Annotated in this window: 10 protein-coding genes; 2 read left to right on the top strand and 8 right to left on the bottom strand. The window is 59.8% G+C overall.

Translation table 11 applies throughout. The annotated features are described in order from the left end of the window. The first annotated feature begins 65 nt into the window (after nt 1-65). Both V8J84_RS10975 and V8J84_RS10970 read left to right on the top strand, forming a co-directional pair. Nucleotides 66-1,859 carry an aminopeptidase P family protein gene (locus V8J84_RS10975; protein ID WP_339931026.1) on the top strand — a complete coding sequence of 598 codons (1,794 nt, stop codon included), beginning with the start codon at nt 66-68 and terminating at the stop codon, nt 1,857-1,859. 16 nt (nt 1,860-1,875) lie between these two features. Continuing rightward, the gene (locus V8J84_RS10970) at nt 1,876-2,220 is read left to right on the top strand and encodes a DUF427 domain-containing protein (protein WP_339931024.1); all 345 of its coding nucleotides are present in this window, start codon (nt 1,876-1,878) and stop codon (nt 2,218-2,220) included. A 4-nt stretch (nt 2,221-2,224) separates the two neighbouring features. On the opposite strand, the gene V8J84_RS10965 is transcribed toward V8J84_RS10970, so the two are convergent. From V8J84_RS10965 to V8J84_RS10930, 8 genes are all read right to left on the bottom strand, one after another. Then, a complete protein-coding gene (locus V8J84_RS10965) occupies nt 2,225-3,913 on the bottom strand; it encodes a chloride channel protein (protein ID WP_339931022.1) in 1,689 nt (562 codons plus the stop codon). A gap of 79 nt (nt 3,914-3,992) precedes the next feature. Further along, nucleotides 3,993-5,642, bottom strand: coding sequence for a DNA repair protein RecN (recN, locus tag V8J84_RS10960; protein WP_339931020.1), 1,650 nt, complete (start codon nt 5,640-5,642; stop codon nt 3,993-3,995). 21 nt (nt 5,643-5,663) lie between these two features. Continuing rightward, nucleotides 5,664-6,494, bottom strand: coding sequence for an outer membrane protein assembly factor BamD (locus tag V8J84_RS10955; protein ID WP_445285969.1), 831 nt, complete (start codon nt 6,492-6,494; stop codon nt 5,664-5,666). A gap of 148 nt (nt 6,495-6,642) precedes the next feature. Beyond that, the gene (gene lpxC, locus V8J84_RS10950; protein WP_339931016.1) at nt 6,643-7,557 is read right to left on the bottom strand and encodes a UDP-3-O-acyl-N-acetylglucosamine deacetylase; all 915 of its coding nucleotides are present in this window, start codon (nt 7,555-7,557) and stop codon (nt 6,643-6,645) included. 226 nt (nt 7,558-7,783) lie between these two features. Further along, on the bottom strand, nt 7,784-9,346 hold the full coding sequence (gene ftsZ / locus V8J84_RS10945; RefSeq protein WP_339931014.1) for a cell division protein FtsZ: 1,563 nt from the start codon (nt 9,344-9,346) through the stop codon (nt 7,784-7,786). Nucleotides 9,347-9,520: 174 nt separating this feature from the next. After that, nucleotides 9,521-10,855: a cell division protein FtsA gene (ftsA, locus tag V8J84_RS10940; RefSeq protein WP_339931012.1), complete on the bottom strand. Its 1,335-nt coding sequence runs from the start codon at nt 10,853-10,855 to the stop codon at nt 9,521-9,523. A gap of 6 nt (nt 10,856-10,861) precedes the next feature. After that, a complete protein-coding gene (locus V8J84_RS10935) occupies nt 10,862-11,740 on the bottom strand; it encodes a cell division protein FtsQ/DivIB (protein ID WP_339931010.1) in 879 nt (292 codons plus the stop codon). After that, the gene (locus tag V8J84_RS10930) at nt 11,728-12,654 is read right to left on the bottom strand and encodes a D-alanine--D-alanine ligase (protein ID WP_339931008.1); all 927 of its coding nucleotides are present in this window, start codon (nt 12,652-12,654) and stop codon (nt 11,728-11,730) included. Before V8J84_RS10930 ends, V8J84_RS10935 begins: the two co-directional genes overlap by 13 nt. Nucleotides 12,655-12,676: the final 22 nt, after the last annotated feature.

Below are 12,676 nucleotides of genomic sequence, written 5' to 3'. Positions count from 1 at the left end.
TTCTAGAAAGTTTGCAAACAAAGTCTACGACAGGCTTTGGCTGCTGCTGATCGTAAGGACACGCCATGTTTCAGACCTTCGCCGTTTCGTCTTCACCCGAACAAGGCCCGCCGCGCCTTGCCGCCCTGCGTGGCGCATTAGCGGAGGCTGGCCTTCACGGTTTTCTTGTGCCCCGTGCAGATGTGCATCAAGGCGAATACGTGGCCCCGCGCGATGCACGGCTGGAGTGGCTGACGGGATTCACAGGCTCTGCCGGATTTTGCGCTGTTTTGGAAAATATCGCGGGCGTTTTCATCGACGGGCGCTACCGCGTGCAGGTCCGCAGTCAGGTGGCCGACACCTTTACGCCAGTTCACTGGCCAGAGGTGCAACTGGCCGATTGGCTGTTGGACCACCTGCCAGATGGCGGCATCGTCGGCTTTGATCCGTGGTTGCATACGGTGGACGAGCTTGCATCGCTGACCCGCAAGCTGCGCGACAGCAAGATCGTCCTACGCCCTGTGGATAACATGATTGATCCGCTGTGGTCTGATCAGCCCGCGGCCCCGACCGCCCCCTTTACCGCACATCCGCTTGAACTGTCGGGCGAGGCGCATGACGCCAAGCGCACCGGACTTGCTGCCGATCTGAAAGCGGCCTGCACCGTGATCACCCTGCCTGATAGCATCGCGTGGCTCTTGAACATCCGCGGCACGGATATTGAGCGTAATCCTGTCCCGCACGCCTTTGCCATCTTACACGATGATGCCCGCGTCACGCTGTTCGCGGGTCAGGGCAAGGCCGACGCGATTGCCGATCACCTTGGCCCGATGGTCACCGTGGCCGCGCAGGACAGCTTTGCCGCGCATCTGGGAAAGCTGACTGGCACCGTGCAAATTGATCCGAAATCCTGTCCCGCCGCAGTAGCCACCATCTTGACCAAGGCCGGTGCCACGATCTCTCATGCCAGTGATCCGTGCGTGCTGCCCAAAGCGACCAAGAACGCCACAGAAATCGCAGGTGCGAAGGCCGCACAGCACCGCGATGCCGTCGCGATGGTGCAGTTTCTGGCGTGGCTTGACGCCGAAGCCCCCAAAGGCCACCTGACCGAGATCGACGTGGTGCAAAAGCTGGAAGGGTTCCGCACCGCCACCAATGCACTGCGCGACATCAGCTTTGAAACAATCAGCGGCGCAGGACCGAATGCAGCCATCGTGCACTACCGCGTGACCGACGACACCAATCGCGCCGTGAATGCCGGTGAACTGCTGCTGGTCGATAGCGGCGGGCAATACCGCGACGGGACCACCGACATTACCCGCACAATCAGTATCGGTCAGCCTACCGACGAACACCGCGCCTGCTATACCCGCGTCCTGCGCGGCATGGTGGCGATCAGCCGTCTGCGTTTTCCCAAGGGCCTTTCCGGTCAGCACATTGATGCCTTTGCCCGCGCGCCGCTATGGGAAGCAGGGCTGGATTATGACCACGGCACAGGCCACGGCATCGGCAGCTACCTGAGCGTGCATGAAGGCCCGCAAGGCATATCTCGCCGCGCCACAACGCCGTTTGTGCCTGGCATGATCGTATCAAACGAACCGGGGTATTACCGCGAAGGCGCATTCGGCATTCGCATCGAAAACCTGATCGCTGTTGTCGAAGCGCCTGCCATTGCCGGTGGCGATTCCCGAGACATGCTGGCTTTTGAAACATTGACCTATGTGCCGCTTGATCGCCGCCTGATTGAAACCGATCAACTGACCCGCGCAGAACGGGACTGGATTGATCGCTATCATGCCACTACATTGGCCGTTCTGGCGCAGGATCTGCATGGTGACGCGCTGGACTGGTTGCAGCAGGCCTGCGCCCCGCTCACGTGACGAAAGGATAACGCCAATGACCGACGACTATATCAAAATCTCACCTGCACCCGGAACATGGGTTGTGCGGGCGGCTGGCGCGGTTTTGGGCGAAAGCAGCAACGCTTTGGAACTGGTCGAGGGCAATCTGCCGCCTGTCATCTACTTCCCGCGCGACGACTTCGCGACGGCGTTTCTGGACCCGTCAGACATGACATCCACCTGCCCCCATAAGGGCACGGCCACGTTTTACACCATCGTCGCCAAAAGCGGCCCACTGAAAGACGCCGCGTGGAGCTATGAAGACCCCAAAGACGCGGTCGCGCAGATCAAGGATCATCTGGCGTTTTACACCAATAAGGTCGCCGTCGAAAAACTGTAGCGCCTTACGAATGCTCTTCGGCTGCGGTTGCGGCCATCGCGCGGTTCATCGCCCGCAATGCATCCACCTGAAACAACGCGCCCCAAAGCTCTGGTGGCGCGTTTTCGTCGCCGAGTGTGACAACGGGGATAAAGCTTTGGCCTGTTGTCTCGAACACCGGCATGGCCTGCTCGAGCGTGGCATTACCATCGATATAGGTGCCTTCGCGGATCAGGTCCCAGCATTCGTCTTCGGGGGCGGCTTTGCGCGCATCCTTGGGGCGCATGATGTTTGCCACGCGGAAGGTCGCCAGCAGGTACGCTTGGGGACCGGCAGCCAAGTGCACATTGCGCCGCTCCAACTGTGTCAGGAAGAACGACCTGTCCACCATGCGCGATGACAGCGCCGACGACAGCGACACGGCGACCATAACGGCCAGACCCGTCTGCCAGTCTCCCGTCAGCTCAAACACGATCAAGGTGGTCGAGATCGGCGCACCCAGCACGGCGGCAGCGACAGCACCCATACCTGCCAGCGCATAAAGCGTGCCCTCACCTGACATAGTCGGGAATAATGATGTAGCCACAGCGCCAAACGCCAGCCCGGTCAAAGCGCCCAGCATCAGTGAGGGAGAGAACACGCCCCCGCCCATCCGGCCACCGATTGTGATGGCCACGGCGATTACCTTGAGGATCGCGAACGTCACCGCCTCGTGAAACAACAGCCCACCCGTGAGCGCGGCTGACGTGGTTTCATAGCCAACCCCGATGATATGCGGGAACCAGATCGCGATGATACCCAGCAAGGCCCCCGCAACCGCAGGCCGCAAGGCGCGCGGCAGGTTCATGCGGGCCTGCAAGTTGGTCGCCAACGTATCGGCCCAGAAAATGCTGCGCATCAGCACCACAGCCACAAAGCCGCAAACCAGACCCAACAGCAAAAACGCGGGCAATTCGGCGTAAAACTCCAGCGCGTTCTGCACCGGCAGGACAAAGTTGGTCACGTCGCCAAAGGTCAGGCGGCTTAATACGCTGCCCGCAACGCTGGCAATGACTATCGGGGCAAAGGCATGCACGGCGAAGTGCCGCAAGATGACTTCGAGCGCGAAAAGCGCACCGGCAATGGGCGCATTGAAGCTGGCCGCCACCGCCGCCGCCACAGCACAGCCAAGCAGGTCGCGGCCAGTGATGCCGTTGGCCTTGATCAGGCGGCAAACCATCGTCGACAGGACCGCGCCCAGATGCACCACCGGCCCTTCGCGGCCACTTGATCCCCCGGTTGAGAGCGTGATCATGCTGGCCACGGCAGACACCAGACCACGGCGCACCTCGACCCGGCCTTCGTTCAAGGCGGCCCCTTCGATCACCTCGGCGACAGACCGCACGCGCCCGTCATTGGTAAACCTGTCCAGCAGAATGCCAACCGTCAGACCACCCGCGATGGGCAATAAAAGGATCACCCACCAATCAAGACTGGCCGCGAAACTGTGCAGTCGTGCGACATCCTCGGTGCCATAAAGCAGAGATTGAAGCCGTTCGACAAACAACCGGAACAGGATTGCAGCGCCGCCAGCCGCGATGCCCAGCACGAGTGCGATGAACCAGAACTGGATTTGACTGGGACCGCGCGATTTCAGGACCTGCAAAGCCGTCGCGCATTGCCGCGTTGCCTGCCCCGCGCCCTGCGTCAGCCACGATTTGAGAGATGATCCCATCCGCACACGCCTTCCTGTCCCGCCCCTAGTCCTAGGGCATCAGGTCGCTTGCTCCAAGCCCTATTGGGCAGGTCTAGTGCTACGCATCCAACAGAGCTTGTGCCGCGGCACGCGCGGCATCGGTCACAACGTCGCCAGATAGCATTCGTGCAATTTCATCGACCCGATCTTGCGCATCCAGCGGCACGACGGTTGAAATAGTGCTATTGTCGTCCTGCCGTTTTTCGACCCGCCAGTGATGCGCGCCAAAGGCCGCGACCTGGGGGGAGTGAGTGACCACCAAAACCTGCCCCCCATCTGCCAGCGAAGCAAGCCTGCGCCCCACCGCATCGGCAGTCGCACCGCCGACACCACGGTCAATCTCGTCGAAAATCATCGTTAGCCCACCAACCCCTTCGGTCAGGCAAACCTTGAGAGCGAGCAAGAAGCGGCTTAGCTCACCACCCGATGCGATCTTGTTCAGCGGGCCCGCAGGTGCACCGGGGTTCGTCGCAACGGTAAAGGCCACCGCGTCAATGCCGTCGGGACCCGCCTCAGCCTCTTCAAATACGGTCGCGAACACCGCGCGTTCCATTTTCAGCGGGGCAAGCTCTGCCGCCATGGCCTGATCAAGGTCTTTCGCGGCAGCTTGGCGTTTCTTGCGCAAGCTTTGAGCCTTTGTGGCATAGGCACCCTCAGCCTTATTCACCGCGTCTTCCAGCTTGGCGATCTGCGCCACGCCGCCATCCAGCGCGGCAAGCCGTTCGCGCAACCCGTCCGCGAAACCGCCCAGATCATCCGCCAGCACACCATGCTTGCGGGCCATACCACGGATCGCAAACAGCCGCTCTTCAACATCTTCAAGATCGGACGGATTGAACGACAGACTTTGCAAACACGCCTCGACGCTGTCTTGCGCATCGCTAAGCTCAACAGCGGCCCGTTCAATCGCACCCAATGCCGCGTCAAGCTGTCCTTCGGCCTTGTCGGCCACGCCAATCAACCAGCGGGCCGCATCGTTCATCTGCCCTTCTGCGCCCATGTTTCCAAGGGCTTCGGCGGCTTTTGTAATATCCTTCCGGATCTTCTCGGCGCCCTGCATCAGGCGTCGCTGCGTATCCAGCTTCGCCTCTTCGCCTGGCTCCGGCATCAGCTTGTCCAACTCGCCAACCGCATGGCGCAGGTAGTCTTCCTCGGCCTGTACTTCAGCCAGCCGTTTCTGGGCTGTCGCAAGCGTCTTGCGAGCTTGTGACACCGCGCTCCACGCCGCCCGCACGCCCGCCAGATCATCGGCCAGTCCTGCGTAGTCATCGAGCATCATACGGTGCCCACGCGGGTTCAGAAGTCCGCGATCATCGTGCTGTCCGTGCAATTCAATCAGCGTTTCCGACAGCGCCCGAAGCACCTCGCCGCTGGCGCGTCTGTCGTTGATCCAAGCGGTTTTGCGCCCATCAGCCGTGTTCACGCGCCGCAAGATCACCTCATCCTCGACCGTGATACCTGCCTCTTCCAAAACGGCCCGACCCGGATGATCCTCCGGCAAATCAAACCATGCGGTGACCTCGCCCTGTTTGGCACCGGCGCGCACAAGCTCTGCACGTCCACGCCAGCCCAGCACGAAACCCAGCGAATCCAGCAAGATCGATTTACCCGCACCGGTTTCACCGGTCAGCACATTCAAACCAGGCTGAAACTGAAGTTCCAGCCGGTCGATGATCAGCATATCCCTGATATCAAGCCCGCGCAGCATCGGATCAATGGCCCGTGTGGATCAAAGCCATTCGCCGCGCACAACCTGCCGGTAGATCGACGACAGCCAGTTATCGCCCGCCGAACGCGCCTCAAGCCCGCGGCCGGTCAACAGGGCAAAGCTGTCCTGATACCATTCGGTGGACTGGTAGTTGTAGCCAAGAATTGCGCCCGCCGTTTGAGCCTCGTCCGTCAGGCCAAGCGACAGATACGCCTCGACCAAGCGATGCAGCGCCTCGGCTGTGTGGGTTGTTGTCTGGAAATCCTCGACCACGATGCGGAACCGGTTCACCGCCGCCGCATAGAACCCGCGCTTAAGGTAATACCGACCGATTTCCATTTCCTTGGCGGCCAGATGGTCAAATGCAAGATCAAACTTCAGGATCGATGACCGCGCATAATCGGTTTCGGGGTAGTTCTCGATCACGGCACGCAATGCTTGCAGCGCCTGAAAGGTCAGCCCCTGATCGCGGCCGATATCGTCAATCTGGTCGTAGTAAGACAGCGCCAGCAAATACTGAGCATAAGCGGCGTCTTCCTCGGCAGGATAGAAATCAAGATAGCGTTGCGCCGATGCGCGGCTGTTGGGGTAGTTCTTGTCGCGATGATACGCGAAGGCCTGCATAATCAGGGCGCGCTTGGCGTATTCGGAATAAGGGTAAAGCCGCTCGATCTCGCCAAAGTAGAACGCGGCATCATCAGGATCACCGGTTTCCAGTTCCAGCTCACCACGTTCAAAAATCTGTTGGGCGGTATAGGCTTCTAATGCACCTTCGGCGCGCGGATCAAATCCGCCACACGCAACCAGCGTCATCAAGGACACTGCGGCGACAAGAACCTTGCCGCGTCTCATGGTAAATACGCCTGACATCTGATGCCCCTGCACGTCTGCACCCCGCTCGTCGGGGGCTTTGGCCCCGATTGGCAGATGTCTAGCATAGAAAAATGGTGTGCAAAATGCCTTTTGCCGATCCACGGATCAACTTCGCGCAATCCGCGGATCAGGCAACTTGTGCAAGGTCAGCCGCTTTGACCCCGACACCGGGCAAACGGGCCAGAATTGCAGCATCGCAGTTCACCCAGCGCCACGCATCAGGCTGCGCAAACAGCGCCGTCAAAAGGCGGTTCGTCATCGCGTGCCCTGCCCGCTCACCAGTATAGCGGCCAAGGATTGGCGCACCGGCTGTGGCCAGATCACCCAATGCATCAAGCATCTTGTGGCGCACGGCCTCGTCTGCGTGGCGCAGGCCACCAGGTGTCAGAACGCGATCACCATCAACAACGACCGCATTGTCCAGCGTGCCGCCCAGTGCCAGACCATTGGCCCGCATCGCATCCACATCAGCCTGACGGCAGAAAGTGCGGCTGTCGCAAAGCTCGCGAACAAACGAACCGTTCGCCATGTTCAGCGTCTTTTGCTGATGTCCGATGGCCGCATCGTCAAAATCAATCTCGAACGCGATCTGAAGCGATGTGGCGGGCGAAAGTGCTGCGCGTGCCGGACCGTGTGTGACAGAAACATCCTTCAAAATCTCGATGGCACGCAACGGAGTCGCAAGCCGCGCAACTCCTGCCGCAACAAATGCCCGCACGAACGTAGCAGCCGAACCATCAAGGATCGGCACTTCAGGCCCGTCAATTTCGATCAAAGCGTTATGAATACCGCACCCAGATAGCGCCGCCATCAGGTGTTCAATCGTCGAAACCGTCACACCCTGCCCGTTTTGCAGGCGCGTGTTGAGCGGCGTCACTTCGACATTGTGCCACAACGCTGCAATCTGCGCATTGCCCAGATCGGTGCGCTGGAAAACAATACCGGTGTGACCAGCCGCAGGTTTCACAACCAGTCGCACGGATGCGCCGGTGTGAAGGCCGGTGCCTTCGAATGTCACAGGTGTTTTCAGGGTCGTCTGCACGGATGTCGGCCTTTGTTAACTTGGTGTTCAGTATTTAAGGCGTGGGGGGCAGTGTCTCAATTCACGCTTTGTAACCGACTGAAACAACCGACGCCTATTCTGTCACAATACGTCAGCAGTATCTCTAACCCCTTGATGCAAAAGAAAAAGCCACCCCGAAGGGTGGCTTTGATCGTGATCTCGACGTGGCGTCAAATGGCCCCGCAGGGCCACCGATGTAACGCTTTTAGTTGGCCTGACGACGCAGGAATGCGGGGATTTCAATCCGCTCCTGCTCGGGGTCCACATCCTGCTCTTCGTGCAGCGCCTGAACCTGTGGGGGCTGGCGAACAGGCTGTTGAGGCTCGGCACCGGCACCAGTCATGCGTCCGATCAGCGATCCGAACATGCGTGGCTTTTCGCCTTCGGCAACGGCAACACGCTCAACAGGGGCGCGATCAGCATTGCGGCTGACAGCGTCTTGCAGACGGCGCATGGCGGCCTCGGATGGTGTGCCCGGTGCTGCGGCGCGTGGTGCAACAAAATCAGCCTCGACAGGTGCTTCTTCGCGTGGCTGGTAGGCCGGTGGTGGCAGATCGTCTGTCTCTTCGATGGCAGCGTGCATGTCAGCGAAGTCGTCTTCCACCTGCGGCGCTCTGCGGTCGTCGTCCATCTGCGCAAACAGTGAGGGCTCCGGCGCGGGCGCGGGTGCTGGCTGAGCCACAGCAGCGGCTGGTGCGGCATAAGCAGGTGCTGGCGCTGCAACAGTTTCTTCTGCCTGAACCTGCTGTGTCAGTGGCTGCGCCATGGAACGGCGTGGCACGGGTGTTTCAGCAGGCTTTGCAATCGCGTCGATCCCTGTCGCAACAACAGAAACGCGCATCTTGCCGCCCATTTCAGTGTCGAGCGTGGAACCCACGATGATGTTCGCCTCTGGATCGACCTTTTCGCGGATCTTGTTCGCGGCTTCGTCCAGTTCGAACAGTGTCAGATCGTAGCCACCGGTGATGTTGATCAGCACGCCACGCGCACCTTCCAGCGAAATCTCGTCCAGAAGCGGGTTCGCGATGGCCTTTTCAGCGGCCTGCACAGCGCGATCATCGCCCTCTGCCTCGCCTGTGCCCATCATGGCTTTGCCCATCTCGTCCATCACGGCGCGCACGTCGGCAAAGTCGAGGTTGATCAGGCCGGGACGGACCATCAGGTCTGTCACACCCTTCACACCTTGGTACAGAACGTCGTCTGCCAGTGCGAAGGCTTCGGTGAATGTGGTGTTTTCGTTGGCCAGACGGAACAGGTTCTGGTTGGGGATGATGATCAGTGTATCAACAACCTTTTGCAGCGCCTCGATGCCATCATCGGCCTGCTTCATGCGCTTGCCGCCCTCAAACTGGAACGGCTTGGTCACAACACCAACAGTCAGAACGCCAAGCTCGCGTGCGGCCTGAGCAATGATCGGGGCCGCACCTGTGCCTGTGCCACCGCCCATACCGGCAGTGATGAAGCACATGTGTGCGCCAGCAAGGTGATCAACGATCTGTTCAATGCTTTCTTCAGCGGCTGCAGCACCAACGGTTGCGCGCGCACCGGCACCCAGACCTTCAGTCACTTTGATACCCATCTGGATACGCGCGTCCGACCGGGATTGCTGCAGCGCCTGTGCGTCTGTGTTGGCAACGACGAATTCGACCCCGTCCAATTGCTGTTCGATCATGTTGTTGACGGCGTTGCCGCCGGCACCACCCACGCCAAACACCGTGATGCGTGGCTTGAGTTCTTCCTGACCGGGAATGGAAAGGTTCAATGTCATTGCTCTGTCCGCCTGTGTTATGGGCCCGTCCCACCGGGCAGTCTGTAAATAATTAGTGCGATCCTAAACGCCTGTTGCCCAGACGTCACGGAAAAAACACGATTTACCCACAAAATGTGGGGGCATTTAGCAGCAATTCCGCCGGATTTCGGCGTTTCGGCAAAATCTTGCGTATTACCAATTGTCCTTGAACCATTTCACGGCCCTTTTGAACGACCGCGACGATGATTTGTCGGCCGGAATTTCGAAATCCCACCATTCGTCTTGGGGATTCGCGGCAAAAAGCGTGAGGCCTACTGCACCGGAAAATGCCGGCCCTGTGGCAGCTTGCGGAAGGCCCTGCACACGCAGTGGACGCCCCAAACGGACCTGAGAGCCCAAGATCTTGGATGCAAGCCCATCAAGCCCCGGTATCTGGCTTGCACCGCCCGTCAACACGATCTGCTGGCTTGGCAGGTGCTCGAACCCGGCGGCGTCCAGACGGGCGCGCACCTCTTCGAGAATTTCTTCAACGCGCGGGCGCATAATGCCGATCAACTCGGCACGGCTGACGGTGCGGCGGTCGTGTTCCCAATCGCCTGTGTCGCCGCCGATCTCAATCATCTCGCGGTCATCCATGCCAGTGGCAACAACGCCGCCGTAGAAGGTCTTGATCCGTTCGGCTGTGGCCATTGGCACTTGCAGGCCCATCGAAATATCAGACGTGACGTGGTCGCCGCCCATGCGCACCGCATCGGCATAGATCATGTGTTTTTTCATAAAGACCGAGATACCGGTGGAGCCGCCACCTAGATCAATACAGGCCGATCCTAGTTCCTGCTCGTCTTCGACAAGCGAGGACACGCCGGACACATAGGCCGATGACGCCAAACCGGCGAGTTCAAGATCACAGCGCTTGATACAGAAATAAAGGTTCTGCAACGCGACACTATCCACCGTCAGCATGTGCATATCCGTGGTCAGCTTGTTGCCGATCTGACCACGCGGGTCGGCCATGCCAGAGCGATGGTCCAGCGCAAAATTCACAGGTTGCGCGTGCAGAACGTCACGATCCGCGCCGTAGTCAGGCACATCGCAGTTCGCCATGACCTGTGCGATGTCCTGCTCTGTCACCGTGCCGCCTGCGATATCAAGCGCACCATCCAGACCATACGACCGTGGCCGCGCGCCTGACAGGCAAGCAATCACGTGATCGACACGCACATTGGCCATCTTCTGCGCCGCGTTCACCGCCGTGCGGATCGCACGTTCGGTTTCCTGCATTGCGTCAACCTCGCCAAAGCGGACCCCGCGCGACCGCGTGGTCGCGGCACCGATCACGCGGAAAGACGATTGCCCCGCCATTGACCCGATACCGTCCGCATCGGTGAACCGCTCAGGCCCGTCAAAGCGCAGCACAAGGCAGGCGATCTTGGATGTGCCAACGTCAAGAATGGCAACCACACCGCGCTGCATCGCCGCTTTGCGCATGTTGCGCATGGCGCGCTGGCTTTCATAAAGGTCCCGCATCGTATCCTATTCCCCAGTGTCGCTGACACGGCGCAGCGCGTTGGCTGCCGCATCAGTCATTTTTATTGTTGGCCTGTTGGCGTTTCGCATATCAATCGTGGCCACGTCGCGGGCCAAAAGGTCTTGGGCCTGCTGCAAGGCGATCACCCGGTCCAGCGCAGCAATCGGCGCGTTTTCGGGCAGCAAGATGCGCTGCCCACGGTCCATGACCATATCCCAGCGGCGTTCGCCCATCCGCACAAGTCCGCGCACGCGATCACCAACAGGACGGGCCGTGGTGAAAAGCACCAACGCCTCGTTAATGTGCTGCTCGGCCCCGTCACCCGCAATCAGCGGCAGATCACGGCGCACAGCGCGCGTGTCGATAATGCCCGAGAACACGCCGTCGGCGTCAATCAAACGCAGCGTTTCACCATCCCGCCAAATGGCGACAGGCACACGTGGCGTGACATTGATATCAAGTGCACCGCCCTCGCCCACACGCACGCGGGCGCTTTCGACGGCGTAAAGATCCTCAACCGTGTTGCGCACCGCTTCCATATCCAGATCAAAGGATGACAGCGGAAATTCCAGCGGCAATACCGTGGCCACATCCGTGGCAATTTGCAGGTCGCCCCCTGTCACCTTCATTTCGGTGATCATGAACTCTGGCCGTTGCTGAAGGCTTGCCTTGATATCGGCGATCTTGGCCGTGACCATTTCGCGATTGCTGTCACGCGACAGCCAGGTGGTGCCGATAATCGCAATCAGCGCCAAAGGCACGCCAATCCGTACAGCCCCGCGAAAACCGGGTGTCAGCATCAGCCGCTGATAGCGATAGCCCCACTTCGAAGGCGCAGGGTCGCGGAAATTGCGCGCACGGCGCTGGCCCATCAACGATCGCATGATGCGTCCTCCACCAGCCAGCGACACAGGTCGGGAAAGCTGATCCCACAGTGGTCGGCTTGTTCAGGGGCAAGCGACGTGGGTGTCATGCCGGGCTGTGTATTCGTTTCGAGCAGGATCAAACCCTCAAGCCCGCGGCTTTCATCCCAGCGAAAATCGGTGCGGCTCATGCCACGGCAGCCCAGCGCCTGATGCGCGCGCAAGGCGTAATCCTTGCAGGCATCGAAAATGTCTTGGGGAATGTCAGCAGGGATCACGTGGCGCGAACCTCCCTCTTCGTATTTGGCAGCATAGTCATACCAGCCATCCACAATGATATCCGTCACCGTCAGCGCACGATCACCCATCACAGCTGTCGTCAGTTCGCGCCCCGGCGCATAGGTTTCAACCATTACCTGAGCAGGCATATCATCGGCCAGTTTGGGCGGTCCGTTGGCCGTATCATTGACGATATAGATGCCGACGGATGACCCTTCGTTAAAAGGTTTCACGACATAGGGCGGCGTCATGACGTGATCCGCTTTCACGTCGTCTGCGCTGGCAATCACCGATTTGACGAATGGCAGACCGTGGGCCTGATAAACTTCTTTGGTGCGCTGCTTGTCCATGGTCAGCGCCGAGGCCAGCACACCCGAATGGGTGTATGGGATGCGCAGCCACTCCAGCATGCCCTGCACGCAACCATCCTCACCCCAGCGTCCGTGAAGCGCGTTGAAAACAGCGTCTGGGGCAATCTCTTGCAGGTGCACGGCAAGATCGGCGCTGGTCTGCTGACCTGCGTCCATCTCAATCACGTCACATCCTGATACCCGCAAAGCCGCTGCACATTCGGCGCCCGTGCTCAGCGAAACGTCCCGCTCCGCCGATGGACCACCCATCAAAACAACCACTTTCGGGTTTGCCCTGCTCGACATAACCCACCGCCTAATTCGCGAG

This window comes from Yoonia sp. 208BN28-4, assembly GCF_037543925.1.
Lineage (GTDB): Bacteria > Pseudomonadota > Alphaproteobacteria > Rhodobacterales > Rhodobacteraceae > Yoonia.
The sequence above is the reverse complement of the archived record's forward strand: the minus strand, read 5'-3'. Positions and strand labels throughout refer to the sequence as shown.